Genomic DNA, 25060 nt, shown 5'->3' on the forward strand with positions numbered 1-25060 from the left:
GATAGAGAGTCTCATCGATACATTTAAATCGTATTATTTTTATAGAAAGATTAAATGTTAATTAATTACATTTAAAACGGTATGGAGGGGTAGAAGTATGTTTCAAGGGAAATTAAGGAGTAGTAGTTTAAAAACAAAGTTACTTGTATCATTTATTATTATTTTAATTCTTCCAAGTATTGTAATTGGTTGGACGTCTTATCAACAGGCGAAGACGAATTTTAATGAAACGATTTTAAACTCGGCGAAAGATAATATAAAAATTTTGGATAATGTAATTAATAAAGAATTGGATAGTAAAAAAGTAGATGCAACTTATTTTACGAAATTATTCACACAATCAAGTTACCAAGCAGATCAAATTCAAAACATACAAAATAAACTAGAAGAATACAATAAACTGCATCCAGAAATGGAAGCAATCTATACAGGATCTAGTAATGGACAGTTCATTCAATCACCAGCTACTCAGATGCCAGATGGATATAATCCTACAGAAAGAGATTGGTATAAAGAGGCCGTGAAGAAAAGTGGAGAGGTAATTGTAACTGCTCCATATAAGTCCAAAACGACAGGGAATATTGTTATTACACTAGCAAAACAAAACGAGGATAAAAGTGGAGTTCTTGGGATTGACTTAATCATTAATAATATTGTTACTACTTCCAAGATGGTTAATATCGGTAAGGAAGGATATGTAGCGATATTTGATCAAGATAAAAATGTAGTAGCGCACCCGAAAATGAAGCCAGGAGAGAAATTAGAAGAGAAACTTAGTAAAGAATTGTATAAACAGGAAGCTGGAGATTTTTATTATTCATTAGATGGTGAAGATCGCAATATCACTTTTAAAACGAATAAGAAAACTGGATGGAAAATAGCAGGAATTATGCCTTCAAAAGAAATTATCGAAGCAGCTAACCCTATTTTCTATAAAACAATAACTGTTATTGGTATTTCATTAGTAATTGGTGGGATTTTAATTTACTTCATAATTGCTTCTATTATTAGTCCGTTAAAACAACTTGTTATATCATCGAAAAAGATTAGTGAAGGCGATTTAACAGAGTCAATTACAGTTCATTCTAAAGATGAAATTGGACAGCTAGGAGAAAGTTTTAACGAGATGGCTGCATCGTTACAAAGTGTCATTTCCAATATAAACACTTCAGCAAGTCATGTAGCGGCATCTTCAGAAGAATTAACAGCTAGTATGAAGCAGACAAGCGAAGCAACGGAACAAATTACACAGGCGATAGAGCAAGTATCAAGTGGTGCAGAAATACAAACGAAAGAAGTTGAAGAAGGAGCAACATTGTTAGAAGAGGTTACAGAAGGAATTCAGCGTGTTGCAGATAGTTCTTCATTAGTATCTACAGCCTCTATGTATACGAAGAAAAAGGCTGAAAATGGTGGGAAGTTAGTTGAACAAACTGTGAATCAAATGCAATTAATTCATGAGTCTGTTTCGCAGTCAGACAAAATCATTGGTTTGTTAGACGATAAGTCGAAACAAATTGGAGCAATCCTTGAAGTGATTCAACATATTGCTGAACAGACAAATTTATTAGCGTTAAATGCGGCAATTGAGGCTGCGAGAGCTGGAGAGCAAGGAAGAGGATTTGCAATTGTAGCAGATGAAGTGCGAAAGCTAGCAGAACAATCAGGACAGTCTTCTACGGAAATTGGGAAACTAGTGAAAGAGATTCAATTTGATATAAAAGAAACAGTAAGCTCTATGAATCAAGTTGGAGTAGAAGTACAATCAGGACTTGTAGTTGCAAATGAAACGAAGCAAAGCTTTGCCGAAATATTGAAGTCTACAAATGATACAGTTGTACAAATTGATAGCATGGTAGATGTAGCAAAACAAATGACGGTAGATGCAAAACAAGTAAGTGCATCTATTAATGAAATTGCAGCTACGATTGAAGAAAATGCAGCAAGTGTTCAAAATATTGCTGGTTCCTCTGAGGAACAATTAGCTTCAGTAGATGAAATAAATGCAGCAGCAGTTCATTTATCACAAATGGCAGAAGAATTACAAGAGATGATTGGTAAGTTTAAAGTGTAATAACGAATGTTAAGAAACGAGGTAGTAATTTTACTTCGTTTCTTTTTTTATGAAGAGAAAAAGAAAGAAATATAGAGTAACCGTGTTATGATTAAGTATAATTAAAGAGACTGTATATTCTTTAAATTCCATCTTTAATCATGTTAGGGGAATGGTTTTGAAATTTAAAAAATTAAAACTCCAACCGAGAATTACATTAACTATAAGTACACTTATTTTAGTTGTACTTATGCTAACGAGTTATTTATTTTATTACATATTATCTGAAACGGTAGAAGAGCAAATTGGGAAACGAGCTTTGCATGTTGCGAAAACAGTTGCTGCTATACCTGAAATAAAGGAAGCTTTTCAAAAAGAAAACCCAGCTTCTATCATTCAGCCGATTGCAGAAAGAATTCGAATGGATACAGAGGCTGACTTCATTGTAGTTGGAAATAAAGAGGGGATTCGATATGCACATCCTGAGCGAGATAAAATAGGAGAAGCGATGATTGGTGGAGATAACAAAGGTGTTTTATTAGAAGGAAAATCATATGTTTCGAAAGCAACTGGATCATTAGGCCCTTCATTACGTGGAAAAGTTCCAATCCGTAATCAGGAAAATGAAATCATTGGTGTGGTGTCTGTTGGATTTTCAATGGACGATATTCATGGAGCGGTAGACGTGTATGGAAAGCGTGTATTTTGGATTACAATAATAGGGCTATTAATTGGAGTAATTGGCTCTATATATTTAGCGGCAAGTATAAAAAGAATGATGTTCGGGATGGAACCAGAAGAAATTTCATCTTTATATGAAGAGCATAGTACAGTGATTCAATCTGTACGTGAAGGGATTATTGTAATCGATAAAAATGGCATGATTAGTTTAGTCAATCAAGCAGCTTATGATATTCTTTCGCTAGATAAACAAAAAAATATTATTGGGGAATTTATTTTAAATGTAATTCCTAATTCAACGATACTAGATGTACTTCAAACTGGTGAAGAACAGTTTGATCGCCAATTAAATATAAAAGGACAGGCTGTTATTGCGAACCGTCTACCTATTAAAGTAAAGAATAAAGTAACTGGCGTTGTATCGAGCTTACGTTTGAAATCTGAAATGGATCAGTTAACAGCAGAATTATCTCAGACGAAGCAATATACAGAGGCATTACGAGCGCAAGCGCACGAATATAACAATTTATTGTATACGCTTTCAGGTCTTATCCAATTAGAATCATACGAAGATGCTTTAGAGCTTATTCATAAGGAAACAGCGGTATATCAAGATTTTGTTCAATTTATTATGAAGCGGATTCAAAATCCATGGCTAGGTGGAATTTTAATTGGATTTTATAATAGAGCACGAGAGTTGAAGATTGATTTTATGCTAGATAGAGAAAGTGGTTTAGACAAATTAAGTCCACATATTGAGAGTAATTATGTCGTTTCTATTTTAGGAAATTTAATTACGAATGCATTTGAAGCAATTGAAAAAAATGAAGAGAATGATAAGACAGTAAGGATGTTTGTAACTGATATTGGAGAAGAAATAGTAATTGAAGTGGAAGATTCAGGGCAAGGGATTCATGATGAAATAATTACTAGCATATTCTATAAAGGCTTTTCGACGAAAGAAGGAGGAGAGCGAGGATATGGATTAGCAAAAGTGAAAGAGTTAGTAGAAGATTTAAATGGAAGTATTGCAATTGAAAAAGGGGATTTAGGTGGTGCGTTATTTATTATTGCACTACCTAAAGAGAGAGGCGAATAGTAATGGGTGAGGAGATTGAAGTATTAATTGTAGAAGATGATATTCGGATTGCTGACATTCATCGTCGTTTTACTGAAAAAATTGAGGGATTTAAAGTAATTGGAACGGCAACGACTGGAGAACAAGCGAAAGAATGGCTAGAGCTTGTGAAGCCACAGCTTGTGTTATTAGATGTGTACTTACCTGATATGCAAGGAACGGAACTTGTCACATATATTAGGCATCATTTGCACGATACAGATATTATTATGATTACAGCGGCATCGGAAACAGATGTAGTGAGGCACGCCCTGCGGGGCGGAGTAACAGATTATATTGTAAAGCCACTAATGTTTGATCGATTTAAGGCGAGCTTGGAAAGTTATCAAAAAAAGATTGTGCAGCTGAAGAAAAATAATCAATTATCTACGGAACAAATAGAACATTTATGGTCTCAAAGAGGCGTAAAGGGAAATGAAATGGAATATGCCCCGAAAGGGATAGACCCCTTAACTTTAGCAAAAATAAAAAAACATATGTTAACAGTTAATGAAGAAGGGATTACAGCAGAGGTACTAAGTTCAATGGTAGGCGTAAGTCGATCAACTGCAAGGCGCTATTTAGAGTATTTGATATCTGGGAAGAAAGTCCACGCAGAGCTAATATATGGGAGTGTGGGGAGACCGGAGAGACGGTATTTTCTTGTTTCTTCATAATAAAAAACAGTAGAGGATTTATTTCTTCTACTGTTTTTTGCGTCTTATATTGGAATAATCCCAATTACAATGCCAGTAATCAACATCACCATTGTCGTTCCAACTGCCCACAATAAAGTAAAACGTTGATGTTCACCAAAATCAACTTTTGCCATCCCAACTAATAAATAAGTGGATGCAACAAGAGGACTTAATAAGTGAACGGGTTGCCCAAGTAAGGAAGCACGTCCCATTTCAGCTGCACTAATTCCGTAAGTAGCAGCAGCCTTAGTTAAAATAGGTAATACCCCAAAGTAAAATGCATCATTGGACATGAAAAATGTGAATGGCATACTAAGAAGAGCTGTAATAATTGGCAATTGTGGTCCAAGTGCATCTGGTATAAGAGTTACTACACTGTTAGCCATTGCATCTACCATTTTTGTTCCAGATAAAATACCAGTGAAAATACCGGCAGCAAATACGAGAGAAACAACTGCTAATACATTCCCTGCATGAGAAGCAATACGTTCTTTCTGTTGCTCTAAGTTTGGATAGTTAATCATAACAGCAATAGCAAAAGCGACTGTAAATAAAACAGGTAACGGCATAACTTCTAGTATGAGACAGACAAGTAATGTAGCGGTTAATAAAAAGTTAATCCATAGAAGTTTAGGACGTTTATGCACTGCGGCTTCGACAGTTGCAGCTTGCTCATCCATTGTTTGCATTTGTTTTAAATACTGTACATCCATAATTCCTAAACGTTTTCTTTCTTTTTTTCCAAGATAGTAAGCAACGAAAACAACCCAAATTGCACCAGCAATCATTCCTGGAATAAGAGGTGTAAATAATTCGGAAGCCTCAAGTCCAAGTGCGCTCATAACACGAGCTGTGGGTCCACCCCAAGGTGTAAGATTTGTTACCCCCGCCCCTAACATAACAACTCCAGCTAATATGAGGGGGTTCATTCCAAGGCGCTTATATAGTGGATACATTGCGGAAACTGTAATCATGTATGTTGTTGTACCGTCACCATCTAGAGAAACGATAATAGTCAATATAGCCGTTCCGATAACGATTTTTAAAGGATCTCCTTTTACAAATTTTAAAATCTTACTAATGACAGGATCGAATAAACCGCTATCAATCATAATCCCAAAATATAAAATAGCGAACATAAGCATAATACCAGTAGGTGCTAATTTTTGAATTCCCTCTAACATCATAGGCCCCATATTGGCATAGAATCCGCCAATTAATGCAAAAACACTCGGAATTAATATTAATGCTACTAGCGCTGACATACGTTTCGTCATAATTAAAAACATAAAGACAAATACCATCGCAAATCCAAGTAGTGCTAACATGTGATTTCCCCCTCAAAAGAATGATTGCGCTTTCAAAATAGAATAAAAATTCAGAAAAATGTTTTTTATTTATAATAAAAGCATCTATTCAAATGGTAAATAATTTGAAAAATAACATCATTAGAAGCATAATTTTTATTTTGTTCATTTTGTTCACGGTAGTTAATTTGAATTTTTAAAAAGTAAGCTGCTCCTCGTAAGAATGGTAGAATAAGATGAAAATAGTGAAGTGTGAAATAGGGAGTAGATGTTATATGAAAACGAGAATTGAAGAGATTTATAGCTCTTATGAAGGAAAAGTAGAGGAGATTTTTATTAATGAATCTTCTTACGTATATGAATGGGAAAAATTATTGATGATTCGAAAAAATGACGGTGAGCTTAAAAAAATCGCAGTCGGTATTAGTGGAAATATAAGATTGGTAAATGTAGAAGTTGGACAGGAAATTAGTGCGGATACATTATTAGTTAAGTTAGAAGATGATTTGTTAATTACAGGTTGCGAGTGATGAGAGATGTGTAGAAATAACTACACATCTTTGTTTGTTTCCTATATTACAAAAAGCACATTGTTTTTTCACAAATCTCACACAACCTTTTGGTATTCTTTTCGTGGAGTATACGGTTTCTAGGGAGGAATATTGATGAAAGTAAAATATGTCGTACTTGCTATATGTTTATGTTTCGTATTTACGGTAGTCGGGTGTGGGAAAAAGGAAACAGCAGCTGTTGCCATTGATGAGAAACATGATAAATGTGATATTTGCCAAATTGGGGTAACAGATAATCAATTTGCAACAGAAATTATTTTAGAAAATGGAAAAGCGTTAAAGTTTGATGATATCGGTTGTATGTATAAATGGATGGAGATCAACTCAGGTGAAAAGACGAAAGAGAAATTTGTTCGAGATTATGATTCGAAAGATTGGATTTCGTTAGAAGAGGCTACTTACGTATATGATAAAACAATAACGACACCGATGGCTTATAATGTCATTTCATTTAAAAATAAAAAAGATGCAGAGAGCTTTGTATCTAACTATAAGGGTAAAGTTCTTTCGTATAAAGAGCTAGCAGAGCATAAATGGGAAATGAATAAAGAGATGATGGGGAAACCGAAAGCAGGAAATCATGGTGGACATCATTAATAATAGAAAAAGACAACTATATAGTTGTCTTTTTCTATTATTACTCAGGTGCAAATATAGAAAAGGTGTAAAATTTTTAGAAGAACGGTTACAATGGAATATAGTAACCTAAAGCAATCATTTATCCCGCATTAACGGGCAGTAAGATCCCCACCTCAAAATTTAGTGAAAGCAAAGAAGTTAGGTGGAGTCGGGCTGCCCGTAAAAGCCCGATTGGTGTGGGCTAATAATTAGTGGTGGATGAACAAAACCCCCACCAATTAAAGTTTCACTTTATGTACTTTTTAGAAATGTATACAAATGCGGTAAAAACGTGCTAAACTAATTGCTTCATAATGTTAATGATGGGGCCATCAGGCGTATCATTTCAATAGGTTGAGAAACATAGTATAAGCTTAAGATAATCCGATTAAAGAAGGAATCTAAAGGGCTTATGGATAAATGTACTCAAGAAGAGTTATTGTATGTGATGGAGGAATGGTTAAGAAAACATTATCTTTCATAGGAGCTGTAGTTGTGAGAAAACAAAAAATTTTATTATGTATTTTATTAGGACTTTTAATGACGGTAGTGGCTTGCGATAAGCAAGAAGAACCAGAATCGAAACCGGTTCATGTGAAAAATGAAAAGAAAAAAGAGAAGCATAAAGAACAGGAAGAATCTAAAGAAGAGAAAAGTATAAATTTAATGGACAAACAGTTGTTACTTTCAGCTACCCTTGGAGACACAGAGACAGCTATGAAGTTGATTCAGGATGGAGCGAATATAAACGTAGAAGGTGACAACGGAGAAACGCCTGTCCTTGCAGCGACGTACCAAAATCATGTAGAGACAGTTAAAGCATTAATTGGTGCAGGTGCTAATATTGAAATTAAAGATGAGAAAAAAAGTAATCCACTTCTTTATGCAAGTAGAGAAGGATATACGGATATTGTAAAAGTATTAATTAATGCAGGAGTTAATACGAAAGAAACGACTAGGTCAGGTGGGACAGCACTTATTTCTGCATCTGAGCGTGGCCATGTAGAGGTTGTTAAAGAATTATTAGAGCATACAGATATTGATGTGAATTATAAAAATGAACGTGGTGGAACAGCGCTATTAGAAGCAATTGTATTAGGAAATGGTAGTGAAAACCATAAGAAAGTAATTCAATTGCTTATTGATCACGGTGCAGATGTAAATATGGCTAACAAGGAACAGCTGACGCCACTGCAATACGCTGAAAAAAGAGGTTTTAAAGATATTGTAAATATGTTGAGGGTAGCTGGAGCGAATGAAGTAGTACAGCCACAACAGCCAGTAGAGTAAAAAACGAAAAATAATCCCATTTAGATAGACAGAATGAAGAAATCAGTTAGTATGATGGATTCAGTAATGTGTATTTGAATGGGATTTTTATTTTGAACATGAAAAATAGATTATGAATGGATGGTAAATGGAGTAAATAAGGAGGCAACCTTATTTGGCAATTGTAAAAAATGAAAAGGTAGTTTCTGTTTGTTGCAGTGCCAGAAGTACGCCCGTAGCTGCTGAGGCAAGTGTGGAAACTTTAGCGGAGTTTCAAGGGAACGGATATGGTACTGATGGTGTTACAGCCTGGGCGATATCAATACAAGAAGAAAAAAGCATTCCACTTTATAGTACTTCTTGGAATAATTATGCTTCACAAGCCGTTGCGAGAAAACTAAAACTAATTAACTATGGAATGAATTTGCATATCACTTAAATTTTAAAGATAGTTGTTTGCCGTTGGGATTTATTTGTATATCTAGATTAATATTAAGAAAATATGGTGAATATTAACATTCGATTAACACCTAATTAACAATCTATCAAAACTGACTTAATAAATGCGTAATATAGTAAAGGTAACAAAATAAATAGGGTAGAGAACATTTGAGAACACCCACTTACATATAATGTGCCACTTTCTTAGGTGTGCTCTATTCCCTAGAGTTCAAATAAGGAGAAAGGCGTTCTATGTAAGTAGGTGTTTTTAGTTTGGATAAAAATAGAACAGTTAGGTGGAAAAAATGTTTAAAGAACCTTATATTGCGATGATAAAGGATTGGAAAGGATACAAAGCATACAAAAAATTGCCGAAAACAGTTTTTCTTATGACTGGTTCAATGCTGGAATTACCAGAGCGTGTATATGAATTGCAGAAACATGGACATGATGTATTTCTTCATTGTGATTTTATACAAGGCTTAAATACGAATACAGAGGAAGCGCTTTTGTATATTCAAGATGTTATCGGGGCACAAGGTATTATTTCAACAAAGGGTTCAACAATTCGAAATGCTAATAAAATTGGATTGAAAACAATTCAACGTATTTTTATTGTAGATACTTTATCTCTTACTAAATCAATTGAAAATTGTAAAACGACTAAACCAAATGCAGTAGAGATTATGCCGGGGATTATGCCTTCTATTATTAAACAGCTAGTAGAGGAAATAGAGTTTCCTATTATTGCAGGAGGGTTGATTCAAACGCGAGAAGATGCGGAAATTGCAATTCGTGCAGGAGCAAGTGCAATTTCAACAAGTCATTATGAAGTATGGATACAAGAAGAAAAAAGGAGTGCAACCTTGTGATTGAATTGAAAAATGTTTCAAAGGTATATAAAAATGCAGAAGAGACAGCGGTTAAAGGCGTATCGGTTCATATTAAGAAGGGTGAATTTTTTGTTTTAGTTGGACCTTCGGGATGCGGGAAAAGCACATTATTACGAATGATCGCTGGCTTAGAAGAGATTTCTTCAGGAGATTTAATTATTAATGAACGTGTTGCAAATGATCTAGAGCCGAAAGACCGTAATCTATCAATGGTATTTCAAAATTATGCATTATATCCACACTTATCTGTAGAAGAAAATATTTTATTTGGACTTAAGGTAAGAAAAGTACAAAAAGAAGAGCGACAAAAGCGATTAATGGAAGCTATTGAAATGGTAGGACTGAAAGAGTATGTGAAAATGAAACCAGGCCAATTATCAGGCGGACAAAGACAGCGTGTTGCACTTGCCAGGGCAATTGTGAGTCAAGCACCAATCTGTTTAATGGATGAACCACTTTCGAATTTGGATGCGAAATTACGTGCGCAAATGAGAATTGAAATTAGAGAAATTCAGCAGCGATTAGGAATTACGATGATTTACGTTACCCACGATCAAATAGAAGCGATGACTATGGGAGATCGTATCATGGTTTTAAATAAAGGAAGTATACAGCAAGTTGGAACACCACTTGACATATATAACGAACCTGCAAACAAATTTGTTGCAAGCTTTATAGGTTCTCCTTCTATGAATATAAATGATGGGGAAGTAAATAAAGAAAAAGGTGTATTACATATAGGGCAATTGCAAATTCCATTATCTATTAGACAGTTAAAGCAATTACCAGAAGGAACAATTCGCATAGGCATGCGCCCTGAGCATATTGCACTGTCTGAGGAGGGACAAGAAGTGACGTTGCAATCTGTAGAAGTATTAGGGAATGAATCTATATTGAACTTTGCGGTAAATGGAACAACTTGGAGTGCGAAAGTCATCGGACAGTTACTCTTGAACAAAGGTGACAAAGTAAAATTATTATTCTCGCAAGAAAAGTTATGCTTCTTTAATGAAAACACGAATGAACGCTTAAAAGTGGTAGCTGAAGAAGAGTTGAAAGTGGTGGCGAAATAATGATTGGAGTAAGTAAGTTACCAGTTCAAACAAAGGTGTCAAAAAAGAAAAAATTATGGGGGAGAACGAAAGATTTAAGAATAGGATTATTGTTTTTGGTGCCATCTATTTTGTTATTTTCGATTTTTTTGTTCTATCCATTGTTTAGGACGATTTACTATAGCTTTTATTTAACCGATATACATGGGGAAGCTAATCTTTTCGTTGGCTTAGAAAATTATCAATACTTATTCTCTGATCCAGCCTTCTACAAAAGTATAAAATCAACTTTATTATTTGTTTTATATACAGTGCCTACGAGTATTATATTTGCTTTGTTTCTTGCATTGATTGCAAATGGAAAAGTAAGAGGTATTGGGTTATTCCGAGTTCTGTTTTCTTCGACGATGGGAATATCAGTAGCCGCTAGTGCAGTGATTTGGCTATTTTTATTTCATCCAAGTGTAGGATTATTTAATAATATATTAGCCTCTATGAACCTTCCTGCAATCGCATGGTTAACGAGTCCGGACTGGGCACTATTCTCTGTATCAGTTACAACAGTTTGGGTGAATACAGGTTTTGCATTTTTAGTTATATTAGGTGGTTTACAAAATATCGATACGTCGTTATATGAGAGTGCATCTATAGATGGTGCTAGTTATTTATATAAACTTCGCCGTGTTACATTACCGATGCTATCACCAACTTTATTCTTTATTGTAACAGTAACATTAATTAGTGCGTTCCAAAGCTTTGGGCAAATTGATATTTTAACGCACGGTGGACCAAATGATGCAACGAATTTGATTGTGTACTCGATTTACAAAGAGGCGTTTGTGAATCATCAATTTGGAACAGCAAGTGCACAAGCAATGGTATTATTTGTTTTCATTTTCATTGCTACATTACTTCAATTTAAGTTTGCTGAGAGAAAGGTGCATTATAAATGATTGTTAAACAGTGGAAACAAAATTTCCTATTATACATGCTGCTCATTATTAGTGCAGTAATGGTATTTTTTCCTGTACTGTATGCATTTTTAATAAGCTTTATGACACCAGACGATATTCAAATGAGAAGGTTATTTCCGACTCAATTTACTTTTGATAATTTTATTAATATTTTTCAAAAGGTACCGCTTTTTACATACTTATATAACAGTTTAATTGTATCGACAGTCGTTATGATTGGACAACTTATCGTATCAAGTTTAGCAGCTTATGCTTTTGTTTTTCTTCAGTTTAAAGGGAGAAACTTAATTTTCTTCCTGTTTATTTCAACGATGCTTATTCCGTGGGAAGCAACGATGGTACCTAATTTTTTAACGATTCAAAACTTTGGTTGGATCAATAGTTTTGCTGGGATGACAGTGCCGTTTTTTGCAACAGCTTTCGGTATTTTCTTACTACGTCAACATTTTATGACGCTTCCGAATGAACTGAAAGAAGCTGCTTTTATTGAAGGAATTGGGAATATAAAGTTTTTATTTAGCGTCGTAATTCCGTATTGTAAAACGAGTTTTATTACGCTTGGAGTATATAGCTTTTTAACAACATGGAATATGTATTTATGGCCACTTTTAGTGACCACTGATGAAAAAGTAAGAACAGTGCAAATCGGTGTGAAGCAGCTTCAGTCTCAAGAAGTTGCAACTGATTGGGGAAGCGTAATGGCCGGTGTTACGGTTATCGTTATTCCAACATTGATTTTACTATTTTTAGGGCAAAAGCAATTACAACAAGGATTAACAAAAGGTGCAATTAAATAACTAAGAGAAGGTGAGATTTAAATGAGTCTAGTTAAAAAAGGTGCTGCGCTATTAATGGTAGCAACAATGGCATTATCTAGTGCCGCTTGTTCAAATAGTAAAACAGAAGGAAAACCTGAAGCACAGGCAAAAGTAGCACCAGTTGAAAAAAATGGTGATAAAACTGTAATTCGCTTCTGGCATGCGATGGGTGGAAAAACACAAGGAGTACTAGATGGTCTTGTTGCAGACTATAATAAGTCGCAAAATAAATATGAGATAAAGGCAGAGTTCCAAGGAACATATGAAGAGTCTTTAACGAAATTTAGAACGATGTCTGCAACGAAAGAAGCGCCAGCTCTTGTTCAATCGAGTGAAATTACAACGAAATATATGATTGATAGTAAAAAAATCACACCAATTGATAGCTGGATAAAAAAAGATAAGTACGATACGTCAAAATTAGAAAAAGCAATTACAAATTATTATTCAGTTGATGGAAAAATGTATTCTATGCCATTTAATTCATCTACACCAGTATTAATTTATAATAAAGATGCTTTCGCAAAGGCGGGCTTAGATCCAGAGAAAGCTCCGAAAACATATGCGGAATTACAAGAAGCAGCGAAAAAGTTAACGATTAAAGAAGGCGGAAATGTAAAACAATATGGATTCTCCATGCTTAACTATGGTTGGTTCTTTGAAGAATTGTTAGCGACACAAGGTGCTTTATATGTAGATAACGAAAACGGCCGTAAGGATGCTGCAAAGAAGGCGGTATTTAACGGTAAAGAAGGACAGAAAGTATTTGGAATGTTAGATGATTTAAATAAAGCTGGCGCACTTGGAAAGTATGGAGCAAGTTGGGATGATATTCGTGCCGCGTTCCAGTCTGGACAAGTTGCTATGTATTTAGATTCTTCAGCAGGTGTTCGTGATTTAATTGATGCATCTAAGTTTAATGTAGGTGTTTCATATATTCCGTATCCAGAGGATTCGAAACAAAATGGTGTTGTTATTGGTGGAGCATCATTATGGATGACGAATATGGTTTCAGAAGAAACGCAACAAGGTGCTTGGGACTTTATGAAATATTTAACGAAGCCAGACGTACAAGCAAAATGGCATACTGCAACAGGCTATTTCTCAATTAATCCAGATGCATATAATGAGCCATTAGTAAAAGAGCAATATGAAAAATACCCACAGTTGAAAGTAACAGTAGATCAACTGCAAGCAACGAAGCAATCTCCAGCAACACAAGGTGCTTTAATTAGTGTATTTCCAGAATCAAGAGATGCAGTTGTAAAAGCATTAGAAGCGATGTATGACGGGAAGAATAGTAAAGAAGCGTTAGATGAAGCTGCCAAAGCAACAGATAGAGCAATTAGCATTTCAGCTCGTACGAGTCAAAAATAAGAGAAAGCCGTATCCTTAAAAGGGATACGGCTTTCTTTATAGGGAGATAAGGGATCAAAGAAATGATGAAGTCTTATCTCTTTTATATGAGTAAAGGGTCTAGAGTGAATGTTGTCCTTTTCATTATTTATTTAACTCCATTGCCACTTGTTTACCATTTACGAAAACCTCTACTACCGCTACTACAACTTCCATTACTTTTTTCATCGCTCATCTCTCCTTATTTTTTGTTTCATTTCTTACTCTCAGTATAAGGAAATACAGTAATTACAACTATCGAATTGGATGACAAGAGACTTACATTGTTGTAAGTATAATAGTTTAGTTTGTAATAAAGTGAAACTGTAATCAGTGGGGGGCTTACTGCCCGTTAATGCGGGATAAATTTGATTTAAGATTAAGATTCGGAAGTTTCTGTTGTTTTGAACTATAATTAGAAAGAGGGGGGATAATATGAAAAGAATTCTTGTTATTAGTGATATTCATGGAGAGATAGAAAAGTTCGAACAGTTATTGGAAGAAGCACAATATGATGCGAAACAGGATCAATTAATCTTACTGGGAGATTATGTAGATCGTGGTCCAAATGCGCGTGCTGTAATTGAAAAGGTAAGAGAATTGAAAGAAGAGGGAGCACTCATTTTAAAGGGAAATCATGAAGATATGATGATTAAGGCGTTAACGACAAATGAGGAACGTTCATGGAACCATTGGGTAAAAAGAAATGGTGGAGATAAGACATTATATAGCTATGGATTTGTAGAAGAGGATATTGCGGTTAATGACAAAGACTTCCAAAAACCGATTTTACACTCTCGTGTATTAGAGGAACATATAAAGTTTATTCAAGAATTAGATCATTACATTGAAACAGAAGAGTATATATTTGTACATGCTGGGGTTGAACCGATGAAACGAGTTTCTGAATCTGAACCATATACGTTAATGTGGATCCGTAATGAATTTCATAATGGATATAGCGGTGAAAAGGTTGTTGTATTTGGGCATACGGAAACAAAAACGCTTCATGGTAGTGAGGATTGCGGAGTGTATTTTGGTAGTAATCGTATTATTGGAATTGATGGCGGGGCTGTGTACGGTGGTCAGCTAAATTGTTTGGAATTGCCGAGTAAAAAGGTATATGTAATAAAAAATTGAAAGAGATAAGAGGAATCTTATTTCTTTCAATTTTTTATTAAGCTAAATTTAAGACAAAGTTTTTATAATAAAACTTCAAAATTTTAGAAGGAAATAGTTAAAAATGAAACGTAATGTAACTACATTCTTTTGTTATGAAGAGAAGAAATGTAATAATAAATAGAATTGAACTATTTGATGGAAGGTGAGAGCATGCGCTTACTTGTAGTAGAAGATAATGCCTCGTTATTAGAGTCTATCGTACAAATTTTGCGTGATGAATTTGAAGTAGATACGGCAATAAATGGAGAAGATGGATTGTTTTTAGCTCTTCAAAATATATATGATGCAATTTTACTGGATGTGATGATGCCAGGGATGGACGGATTTGAAGTAATTCAAAAAATACGTGATGAAAAGATTGAAACACCAGTCCTGTTTTTGACAGCGAGAGATTCTTTAGAAGATCGGGTGAAGGGATTGGATTTTGGTGGAGATGACTATATCGTTAAGCCATTCCAGGCCCCTGAATTAAAAGCGAGAATTCGCGCTTTACTACGCAGAAGTGGTAGTTTAACAACGCAGCAAACGATTCGTTATAAAGGGATTGAATTGTTCGGAAAAGATAAAGACGTTCAAGTAGATGGACAAAGTATTAAGTTGACATTGAAACAATATGAGCTGCTAGAGTATCTCATTCAAAATAGCGGGAAGATTTTAATGCGTGAACAAATTTTTGATCGTGTTTGGGGATTTGATTCAGATACGACAGTAGCCATTGTGGAAGTGTATGTGCATCATTTGCGTAAAAAATTAGAACCATTCGGTTATCAGAAAGATATTCAAACCGTTCGAGGTATTGGATATATATTAAAAGAACAATGAAAAAGGGAAGTATGTTTCAAAAGACACGCATTCGTTTGACTATAGTGAATTCATTAGTATTTATCCTATTAATAGGTATATTAGGTAGTATTATTTATTCATACACATATAAGCGTATTTATAATGAAGTGGATCAATCTATAAAAATGATGGCTCAGTATAGAGAAAAATTAGATGTTAAAATACCACCAAGAAAACGTATGGAGAATATCCAAATTGGAGATCCGCGAGTAACTAGAATAACTTGGAATGGGAAAATAGTGAAAATAGAGGGCGATAACCGTAAATTCCGTTCTATTTTTGAAGAGAATTTGGAAAAGTTTTCTCCGGAAAAAATAGGGGAGTTACAAGATATCAAAGTACAAGGACGATATTTTAGAGCATTTTCGCTTCAAAAAGATGGAGAAATAGTTCAAATCGTGCGAGATATAACAGCGGAAGAAGGAATGTTAAATACTTTATTTTTAATCCTCGTTATAGGTTGTAGCATAGGAAGCCTCTGTGCGATAGGTATCGGCTTTTTCCTAGCTGGCAGAGCACTCGTACCTATTCAAAATTCATGGGAGAAACAGCAGCAATTCGTTTCTGATGCATCACATGAACTCAGGACACCACTTGCAGTTATTCAATCAAAAACGGATGTTTTATTTCAGTCACCATCCGCTACGATAGAAGAAAAAGCGATGGATATTTCTACAATTTCAAAAGAATGTAGGCGGTTATCGAAACTCGTTAGTAATTTATTATTGCTAGCACGTTCTGATTCTAATCAAATTGAGATGGATAAGAAAATATTTGAACTTGATAAATTGTTAGAAGAAATAGTAGCTCCATATAAGGAGATTGCTTCTTATCAAGAAAAAGAAATGATGCTAAAAGTAGAACGTGGTGTATCTTTTATGGGGGATAGAGAGCGGATTCATCAAATGATGGTCATACTGTTGGATAATGCGATGAAGTATACAAATGAAGGTGGGCATATTCAAATTGATTGCACGCAAACGAGTAGTTCAATTCGTATACAGGTGAAAGATGACGGGATAGGAGTGAAAGAAGAAGATATTCCAAAATTATTTGATCGTTTTTATCAAGGGGATAAAGCAAGAAGTACGTCAGAAGGAGCTGGATTAGGTCTTTCAATCGCAAATTGGATTGTAGAAAAGCATTACGGAAAAATATCAGTAGAGAGCAAATGGGGAGATGGCACTTGTTTTGAAGTGATTTTCCCTAAAAACCAAAAAATATAAGTAAAAAGACGACCTTGTTTTTACACAAGGTCGTCTTTTTTTAAGGTAAAGTTAAGAAACTATTTATATTATGTATGGCATAAAGAAAGTTCGTTACATGAAGAAGAGACTAGGTGTATGTGAGTGGGGTTTATCAATCATAATGTTATCTCAAGCAGCGATGAGATGTATGTATAGTATTAAAAAAACTAGGGGAATGATGGGAAAGAAAGTATAAGAGGGAGGAATTAATTTTGAAAAAGAAAATGATGACGGTATTCACTATTGGAGTAATGAGCTTAAGTATATTAGGGGGTGCCTCTCCTTCTGAAACACAAAAAGGAAAGACTGATTACACGCAGCGCAGTAAAGAACAATTAAATAATGGTAAGATACATGCAGTGCATACAGAAGAAAAAGCAGAGAAACTAGGTATTGAAACGGAAGGAAAAGAACAAATTACACTAGAAAAAGAAATTCATGAAACAGAAGTAGGAAGGGAAGCAGAGCAGTTAGGCATATCGATTGAAGGAAAAGATGTTGGGACGTTGTCAGAAGAAATCTATGAAACAAAAGTGAAGCAAGAAGCGTTAAAACTAGGCATATCTATAGAAAATACATCAATTGTAAATTTAATTAATCAAATTAATATGATTAAAATTAATGATGAAGCAGATAAATTAGGTATTTCGACAAATGGAAAAGAAATAGAGGACATTGCAGAAGAAATCTATGGAAAGAAAGTAAGAGAAGAAGCAGGGAAGTTAGACATTTCTCAAAAGGGAAAAGAAATTGAAGAATTAGCACAAGAGGTGTACGAACAAAAAGTGCAGGAAGAAGCAAAAAAATATCATATTGATTTGTATGGGAAAGATATATATCAAGTATTAAGAGAAATTAATGAACAAAAGGTGCTACAATTGGCAGATGAGCTTAATATGGACAAAGCGAACATGAATATTCAAGAGCTAACAGAAAAAATAAAAAAAGATCAACCTGAGAGAGAAAAAGAACTAAATTTTGTACCAGTGATTCGAACGGATGCTGACGCATTTTATTCTTATTTAACGAACTAAAAAGGGCGTGAGAGTGATACGGAGGTTTAAGTGGTATATATGTATAGCATTACTAGCTATAGCGGTATGGAGTGTATATACAAATGGAGTTACAAAGTATGTGGAGAAGTTGACATTCTTCAATATACAAAACGGAAAAGAACCGGAATTTAGTAATAATGATGAAAAGGTCATTTTATCAAGTGTACCATTAATTCAGCAACTACCAGAGCTAGATCGAGGCTGTGAAGTGACAAGCTTAGCGATGATGTTACAATACGCTGGTGTTTCAGTGGATAAGATGACATTAGCAAATGAAATAAAAAAAGTTGATTTTATAGATGATGGTGTGCGCGGGAATCCAAATGAAGGATTTGTAGGTAATATTTATACATTTTCTGAATCAGGATACGGTGTATATCATGGGCCACTTTTTCAGTTAGCGGAAAAATATTTACCTAATAAAGCTGTAGACTTAACAGGGAAGAATATAGAAGAAATTTATAAGAGTGTAAAAGCAGGACAACCGGTAGTCATGATCACAAATGCAACATTTGCACCATTAGATGCAGATGAATTTACTACATGGGAAACAAATAGTGGAGATGTTTCAATTACGTATAATGAACATTGTGTAGTGCTTATTGGATATGATAAGGAATTTGTATATATTCGAGATCCTCTTAATGAAAGTTTAGATGTAAAAATACCGAGAGAAAGTTTTGAAAAGGCATGGATGCAAATGGGGAGTCAGGCGATTAGTTATGTGAAAAGCTCTAAATGAATGAGTAAGGAAAGAGATGTAAGGAATTGTAAGAGGAGTTTTTGTGGGGGTTTTTTGTTACGAAATAAGAGAACTTGAACTTATTATATAAGCTGAAGTTCTCTTATTTTTTTATGATTACATCTTTAGAAGGAGTGAATATGTAAAAATGCATAATTGACGAAAAATTTACATGTTATCATTATATATTGTTTTATATATGTTAATTGTATAAAATGACACAAGTATCCACATTACATAAAGGAGGCTTATTATGCAAAAAATATTTAACGGGGTTAAATGTATGAGTATCAATAAAAAATTAATCATTTCATTTTTTATTATTTTAACTATACCAGGAATTATTATCGGTGGTGTTTCATATCAAACTGCCAAAACAAATTTTGAACATCAAATGACAGCTAAAGCAAAGGAGAATATTTCGATTTTAAATACTGTTATTTCTCAAAATATAGAAGAGAAATTTGTTGATGCGACGTACTTTGCAGACATCTTAACAGAGGATACCTATCCAAATGGACAGGAAGAAATAGTAAGAACGAAGCTAGCGCAATATATAAAACTTCATCCAGAAGTAGAAGGTATTTATATTGGAACAGAGACGGGAAAGTTTATAAGAGAACCATTTATCAAAATGGATGACGGGTATAATCCAACAGATAGATCTTGGTATAAAGAAGCACATGAAAATAAAGGGAAAGTAATTGTTACTGCACCATATCAATCAGCATCTACAAAAAATATGGTAGTAACAATTGCAAAAGAAGTAAAAGATGGTAAAGGTGTTATAGGAATTAACTTAAATTTAGATAACATCTTGAAAATTTCCAAAATGATTAACATTGGTGAAAAAGGTTATGCAGTTATTTTAGATCAAAATAAGCAAATTGTTAGTCATCCATCTAGAAAACCAGGTGCAAAAGTTACTGATCCTTGGATTAAACCGATTTATGAAGAAAAACAAGGAAATGTCTCTTATACAGAACAAGATGATAAAAAGAATTTAATCTTTGCAACAAATGAGAAAACGGGCTGGAAAGTAGTTGGAGTTATGTTTGATGAAGAAATTACCCAAGCTGCGAATCCAGTATTTTATAAGACTTTGATTGTTATTGCTATTGCTATTGCATTTGGTAGTATATTAATTTATTTCATTACAAAGTCTATTACAGGGCCATTACGAAAAATAGCTGAATCGGCATATAAAATTAGTAAGGGAGATTTAACAGAGAAAATTACAATCCATTCCAAGGATGACATAGGGAAATTAGGGAATTCATTTAATGAAATGTCTACGTCTTTACAAGATGTTATTACCCAAATTAGCTTTTCAGCAGAACATGTTGCAGCATCGGCTGAAGAGTTAACAGCGAGCGTACAGCAAGCAAATGATGCGACAGATCAAATTACAATTGCGATGGAACAAGTATCAGGTGGGGCTGAGTCACAAAGTCAAGGTGTTGAAGAAGGTGCTGCTACATTACAACAAGTAAATACAGCAATTCAAGATGTAACCGGAAGCGCAGAGTCAATTTCTATTTCCTCATTACATGCCCGTGAAAGAGCTGAAGAGGGAGAAGATTTAGTTAAACAAACCGCAAAACAAATGCAGTCTATTTCTAGGTCGGTATCCGAGTCAGATGCTATTATTAAACTTCTTGATGAGAAATCAAAGCAAGTAGGAGCTATTTCTGAAGCAATTCAAAACATTGCAACTCAAACAAACTTATTAGCTTTAAATGCGGCTATTGAAGCAGCAAGAGCAGGTGAACAGGGACGAGGATTTGCTATTGTAGCAGATGAGGTTAGAAAATTAGCAGAGCAATCAGGAGAGTCATCTGGAGAGATTGCAAATTTAATTGCAGAAATTAAGGCGGATATTGAACATACTGTTAAGGCGATGGATAATGTGAATGGAGAAGTTCAACAAGGCCTTGATGTTGTAACAAAAACGAAAGTAAGTTTTACGGAAATTTTAAGTTCTACTACACATATTGTTTCTCAAGTTAATCAAATGGTAGAAACAACGAAGAGAATTGCTGGAGATGCAAATGAAGTGACAAATGCTATTGATGAAATTGCAGCTGCTGCAGAAGAAAATACAGCTAGTATGCAAAGTGTTGCAGCTTCAACAGAAGAACAGGTTAATTCCATGGAGGAAATTAGTTCAGCTTCGCAAAACTTAGCTGAGATGGCAGAAGAACTACAAGCGATGACTAGTAAATTTAAAGTATAATAACAGCAGATAAGTAAGGTGAAAATAATATCACCTTACTTATTTTTCTATTCAGCAATTAGGGGAGTCATTAACAGGATGAAAAAAAGAAAAAGACTATGGAATTTATGGAAAACGATTACATTGTTAGTTTGTACAGTTGTAATTTTTTCTTTACTTGTGACAGATATATTAATTAGTCATAATGTAGAACGGACGACGGAGGATAGCCAAGCAGAGAAAGCAAAAACAATTGCACACATTGTGGCGAATGATTCGATTGTAATCGATGGTTTGGTTGGGAAAGCAGATACCTCTGCAATCCAAACGTATACAAATAGAATATTACAAAACACAGGTGTTCAATTTATTGTAGTTATGGACATGAATGGAATAAGAAAGTCACATCCAAATCCTCAAAAAATAGGGCATCATTTTATTGGGGGAGATGAAGGGCCTGCATTGAAAGGAAAAGAACATGTATCGTTAGCAGAAGGAACTTTAGGTATTTCCATGCGAGTGTTTGTACCAATATTTTCTGAAACAGGTGAACAACTTGGAGCAGTGGCTGTTGGTATTTCAGCAGATAATGTAAAAGAGAGAGTTAAGGAAAGTAGACATATCATTTATATTGGTGTCGGAGTGGGTGTATTAGTCGGAATTATAGGAGCAATATTGCTAGCTAGACATATAAAGAAAAGTTTATTCGGTCTTGAGCCGCACAGGATAGCAAAAATTCTTGAAGAAAGAAATACGATGCTACAATCTGTAAAGGAAGGTATTATTGCTGTAGATAAAGAGGCTAGAGTAACGTTAATTAATAATGAAGCGAAACGTCTATTTAAAAAAAGCGGACTTGAAGAAGATTTTATCGGTAAAGATGTTGAGTTGTATATGCCAAATTCACGTATAAAAGAAGTATTGCAAACGGGAGAAGTACAATTAAACGAAGAACAAAATATTTATGGAATTACGATTGTGACGAATCGAGTTCCTTTATATGTAAAAGGAGAAATAGTTGGTGCAATTGCAACATTTCGTGATAAAACAGAGATTAGAAAACTAGCAGAGGAACTAACTGGTATTAGACTATATGCAGAAGCATTACGGGCACAATCTCATGAGTTTATGAATAAGATGCATGTCGTATTAGGGCTTACACATATGAAACAGTATGAAGAATTACAGAAGTATATAAGCGGCATGGTATCAGAGCATCAATATGAAATTGGTGGAGTTATGAAAAGAATAAAAAGTCCAGTATTTGCTGGTTTTTTACTAGGTAAGCTCAGCTATGCTAGAGAGAAAAATATAAAATTAATTATAAGTGAAGATTCTTATATGCCGGAAATAGATGATGAAAGTATTACTCATGAACTTATTACGATTGTCGGAAATTTAATTGATAATGCATTAGAAGCAGTGACGAATTGTGAAAAGAAGCAAGTTGAAGTTGAGATACAACATGGGGATATACTAACTATTACAGTACAAGATACGGGAAAAGGTATACAAGAAAAAGAAATAGAGGAATTATTTACGAAAGGTTATTCCACAAAGGGAGATAACCGCGGTTATGGTTTGTATCTTGTAAAAGAAAGTATACAGCGAATAAATGGGGAAATTCATATGCATTCATTAGTAGGAAAGGGAACAACGATAACAATTGAAATACCTAAAGGTAGGGATGAGAGGCAAATATGATTAAAGTTTTAATTGTAGAAGATGACCCGATGGTAGCAATGTTAAATACGCATTATTTAGAACAAGTAGGAGGGTTTGAACTTGTTCAAGCAGTTAACTCAGTAAAGTCAGCGATAGAAGTATTAGAGAAATCACGAGTAGATTTAGTATTACTTGATATTTTTATGCCTGAAGAGACTGGGTTTGAGCTTTTAATGTATATCCGGAACCAAGAAAAAGAAATCGATATAATGATGATTTCAGCTGTACATGATATGGGGAGTATTAAAAAAGCATTACAATATGGAGTTGTAGATTATTTAATTAAACCATTTACATTTGAACGATTTAAAGAGGCATTAACTATATATCGAGAAAAATTTACTTTCATGAAAGAACAACAAAAAATTAGTCAATCGGAATTAGATTCGTTAATTTTACAAAAAGAAAAAAGAGAGCCTACTGTCACTAAAGAGCTTCCGAAAGGTTTAACGAAGCAAACGTTGCAATTAATTTGGCAGAAGATCGAGTCTCTGAATGGAAGAGTATTTACAACAGATGAAATGGCACAATTAGTTGGAATTTCAAGAGTTTCTATTCGAAAATATGTAATGTTTCTGACTGACATTGGGGTGTTAGAAAACGAAATGATGTACCAACATGTGGGAAGACCTGTAAGTAAATTAAGATGTGTTGATCAAAAGAAAATAGAGTTTTACGTATAAGCGACTTAATATAAGTCGCTTATACTTTTTTTAATTACAAAATCAATTACAAAACTTACAAAAACTATTTTTACTATTGAAAGCGTTTTAATATTGTTATTAAGAAAACGAGGGGGTGCCATATGGGAATTCAAAAGAATGTGGAAGCGGTATCATTTTCTGAAGGAAATGAAGTACAAAGAGAATCTTTCGCTTCTAAAATTATGAATGTAAAAATCGGTGTTATACCTTTACCGTTATATGTAGTATTGGCTGCTATTATTTATGGGGCATCTGTATATAATAAATTGCCAGCAGATATGATTGGTGGATTTGCAGTTATTATGATCATGGGGATTTTCTTAGGTGATATTGGGATGAGAATTCCAATTTTAAAAAATATCGGCGGTCCAGCAATACTTTCGTTATTTATTCCATCATTACTTGTATTTTTTAACTGGATGAATCCAGCTTCAATGGAAGCTGCGACTATGTTAATGAAAAAATCGAACTTTTTATATTTATATATTTCTTGTTTAGTAGTCGGAAGTATTTTAGGAATGAACCGTAAAGTGTTAGTACAAGGTTTCGTTCGCATGTTTATTCCTTTAGTAGTAGGGACGTTAGCTTCTGTAGCAGTAGGATTATTGGTCGGTTCATTATTTGGATTTGAAATGAAGCACACATTCTTCTTTATCATCGTACCAATTGTGAGTGGTGGTATCGGGGAAGGGATTTTACCATTGTCGCTAGCTTATAGTGATATTTTAAATGAATCATCAGCAACGTTTGTATCACAGCTTATTCCAGCAGCTATTATTGGAAATATGTTCGCAATTGTAAGTGCAGGGTATATGAAGCGTTTAGGTGAGAAGAAACCGGAGCTTAGTGGTAACGGTGTATTAGTGAAAACAGACAATCAAGCAGAATTATTAAAAGAACAAAATACAGAGAAGCCAATTGACTTCTCATTAATGGGAGCAGGTTTATTAATTGCGTGTACGTTCTTCATCTTCGGAGGATTTGCTTCTAAGTTCATCGGTATTCCTGGGGCAATCATTATGATTTTCTCAGCAGCGCTTGTGAAATACTTTAAATTAATGCCAGCAAAAATGGAGCAAGGAGCATTCCATTTATATAAATTTATTTCGAAGAATTTAACTTGGCCTTTAATGGTTGGATTAGGATTGCTATATATTCCGTTAAAAGACGTAGCAGCAGTTCTTTCAGTAGGATATGTTGTTGTGTGCGCATCGGTTGTTCTTACAATGGTAGCATCAGGTTTTCTTGTAGGGAAAGTGATGAAGATGTATCCAGTTGAATCGGCGATTGTAACTGGATGTCATAGCGGTTTAGGTGGAACTGGAGATGTTGCTATTTTATCGGCTTCAAATCGTATGGAATTAATGCCGTTCGCGCAAATTTCGACTCGTTTAGGCGGGGCGGCAATGGTTGTAACGGCGACAATATTATTAAAGATGTTTTCATGATCAAACAAGCT

Annotated in this window: 21 protein-coding genes and 3 pseudogenes; 23 read left to right on the plus strand and 1 reads right to left on the minus strand. The window is 34.4% G+C overall.

Annotated features, from left to right (window positions below; genetic code table 11):
• Nucleotides 1-97: 97 nt before the first annotated feature.
• From GBN78_RS31140 to GBN78_RS12945, 4 genes and pseudogenes are all read left to right on the plus strand, one after another.
• Nucleotides 98-1132: pseudogene (locus GBN78_RS31140) on the plus strand (HAMP domain-containing protein); the annotation flags it as partial.
• Nucleotides 1133-1213: 81 nt separating this feature from the next.
• The gene (locus tag GBN78_RS31145) at nt 1214-2074 is read left to right on the plus strand and encodes a methyl-accepting chemotaxis protein (RefSeq protein ID WP_372476520.1); all 861 of its coding nucleotides are present in this window, start codon (nt 1214-1216) and stop codon (nt 2072-2074) included.
• 151 nt (nt 2075-2225) lie between these two features.
• Entirely contained in the window at nt 2226-3833 is a 1608-nt protein-coding gene (locus tag GBN78_RS12940) for an ATP-binding protein (protein WP_080008911.1), read from the plus strand.
• Between the two features lie 2 nt (nt 3834-3835).
• A complete protein-coding gene (locus tag GBN78_RS12945; protein ID WP_000503463.1) occupies nt 3836-4528 on the plus strand; it encodes a response regulator in 693 nt (230 codons plus the stop codon).
• Nucleotides 4529-4572: 44 nt separating this feature from the next.
• Here the strand turns inward: GBN78_RS12945 and GBN78_RS12950 are convergent, their stop codons facing one another.
• Complete coding sequence (locus GBN78_RS12950) at nt 4573-5877, minus strand: CitMHS family transporter (RefSeq protein WP_000880467.1); 1305 nt, start codon at nt 5875-5877, stop codon at nt 4573-4575.
• A gap of 254 nt (nt 5878-6131) precedes the next feature.
• Between GBN78_RS12950 and GBN78_RS12955 the strand changes: the two genes are divergently transcribed.
• From GBN78_RS12955 to GBN78_RS13040, 19 genes and pseudogenes are all read left to right on the plus strand, one after another.
• The gene (locus GBN78_RS12955; RefSeq protein WP_000857376.1) at nt 6132-6386 is read left to right on the plus strand and encodes a hypothetical protein; all 255 of its coding nucleotides are present in this window, start codon (nt 6132-6134) and stop codon (nt 6384-6386) included.
• Nucleotides 6387-6521: 135 nt separating this feature from the next.
• A complete protein-coding gene (locus GBN78_RS12960) occupies nt 6522-7025 on the plus strand; it encodes a nitrous oxide reductase accessory protein NosL (protein WP_000865667.1) in 504 nt (167 codons plus the stop codon).
• A gap of 441 nt (nt 7026-7466) precedes the next feature.
• Nucleotides 7467-8336, plus strand: coding sequence for an ankyrin repeat domain-containing protein (locus GBN78_RS12965; protein WP_000287337.1), 870 nt, complete (start codon nt 7467-7469; stop codon nt 8334-8336).
• 142 nt (nt 8337-8478) lie between these two features.
• Nucleotides 8479-8754 (plus strand): annotated as a pseudogene (locus GBN78_RS12970) (GNAT family N-acetyltransferase); the annotation flags it as partial.
• 307 nt (nt 8755-9061) lie between these two features.
• The gene (locus GBN78_RS12975) at nt 9062-9628 is read left to right on the plus strand and encodes a glycerol-3-phosphate responsive antiterminator (protein ID WP_000472003.1); all 567 of its coding nucleotides are present in this window, start codon (nt 9062-9064) and stop codon (nt 9626-9628) included.
• On the plus strand, nt 9625-10722 hold the full coding sequence (locus tag GBN78_RS12980) for an ABC transporter ATP-binding protein (RefSeq protein ID WP_152127460.1): 1098 nt from the start codon (nt 9625-9627) through the stop codon (nt 10720-10722). Before GBN78_RS12975 ends, GBN78_RS12980 begins: the two co-directional genes overlap by 4 nt.
• Complete coding sequence (locus tag GBN78_RS12985) at nt 10722-11654, plus strand: carbohydrate ABC transporter permease (protein ID WP_152127461.1); 933 nt, start codon at nt 10722-10724, stop codon at nt 11652-11654. Before GBN78_RS12980 ends, GBN78_RS12985 begins: the two co-directional genes overlap by 1 nt.
• Complete coding sequence (locus GBN78_RS12990) at nt 11651-12472, plus strand: carbohydrate ABC transporter permease (RefSeq protein WP_098616469.1); 822 nt, start codon at nt 11651-11653, stop codon at nt 12470-12472. The genes GBN78_RS12985 and GBN78_RS12990 overlap by 4 nt, the downstream gene beginning before the upstream one ends.
• Before the next feature lie 21 nt (nt 12473-12493).
• Nucleotides 12494-13870 carry an ABC transporter substrate-binding protein gene (locus GBN78_RS12995; protein WP_000060602.1) on the plus strand — a complete coding sequence of 459 codons (1377 nt, stop codon included), beginning with the start codon at nt 12494-12496 and terminating at the stop codon, nt 13868-13870.
• Between the two features lie 453 nt (nt 13871-14323).
• Entirely contained in the window at nt 14324-15028 is a 705-nt protein-coding gene (locus tag GBN78_RS13000; protein WP_000821967.1) for a metallophosphoesterase family protein, read from the plus strand.
• Nucleotides 15029-15220: 192 nt separating this feature from the next.
• Complete coding sequence (locus GBN78_RS13005) at nt 15221-15892, plus strand: response regulator transcription factor (protein WP_001238623.1); 672 nt, start codon at nt 15221-15223, stop codon at nt 15890-15892.
• Nucleotides 15889-17139: a sensor histidine kinase gene (locus GBN78_RS13010; RefSeq protein WP_000715829.1), complete on the plus strand. Its 1251-nt coding sequence runs from the start codon at nt 15889-15891 to the stop codon at nt 17137-17139. The genes GBN78_RS13005 and GBN78_RS13010 overlap by 4 nt, the downstream gene beginning before the upstream one ends.
• Before the next feature lie 233 nt (nt 17140-17372).
• On the plus strand, nt 17373-18194 hold the full coding sequence (locus tag GBN78_RS13015; RefSeq protein ID WP_000728589.1) for a hypothetical protein: 822 nt from the start codon (nt 17373-17375) through the stop codon (nt 18192-18194).
• Between the two features lie 13 nt (nt 18195-18207).
• Entirely contained in the window at nt 18208-18957 is a 750-nt protein-coding gene (locus tag GBN78_RS13020; protein WP_002004381.1) for a C39 family peptidase, read from the plus strand.
• 394 nt (nt 18958-19351) lie between these two features.
• A pseudogene (locus GBN78_RS31150) lies at nt 19352-20254 on the plus strand (HAMP domain-containing protein); the annotation flags it as partial.
• Between the two features lie 120 nt (nt 20255-20374).
• Nucleotides 20375-21193, plus strand: a complete 819-nt coding sequence (locus GBN78_RS31155) for a methyl-accepting chemotaxis protein (RefSeq protein ID WP_436628049.1) — start codon at nt 20375-20377, stop codon at nt 21191-21193.
• Nucleotides 21194-21271: 78 nt separating this feature from the next.
• The gene (locus GBN78_RS13030) at nt 21272-22876 is read left to right on the plus strand and encodes a sensor histidine kinase (protein ID WP_000746420.1); all 1605 of its coding nucleotides are present in this window, start codon (nt 21272-21274) and stop codon (nt 22874-22876) included.
• Nucleotides 22873-23580, plus strand: coding sequence for a response regulator (locus GBN78_RS13035; RefSeq protein WP_000598689.1), 708 nt, complete (start codon nt 22873-22875; stop codon nt 23578-23580). Before GBN78_RS13030 ends, GBN78_RS13035 begins: the two co-directional genes overlap by 4 nt.
• Before the next feature lie 122 nt (nt 23581-23702).
• Nucleotides 23703-25049 carry a 2-hydroxycarboxylate transporter family protein gene (locus tag GBN78_RS13040; protein WP_000512722.1) on the plus strand — a complete coding sequence of 449 codons (1347 nt, stop codon included), beginning with the start codon at nt 23703-23705 and terminating at the stop codon, nt 25047-25049.
• Nucleotides 25050-25060 lie beyond the last annotated feature (11 nt).

This window comes from Bacillus sp. B2-WWTP-C-10-Post-4, assembly GCF_009183805.1.
Lineage (GTDB): Bacteria > Bacillota > Bacilli > Bacillales > Bacillaceae_G > Bacillus_A > Bacillus_A cereus.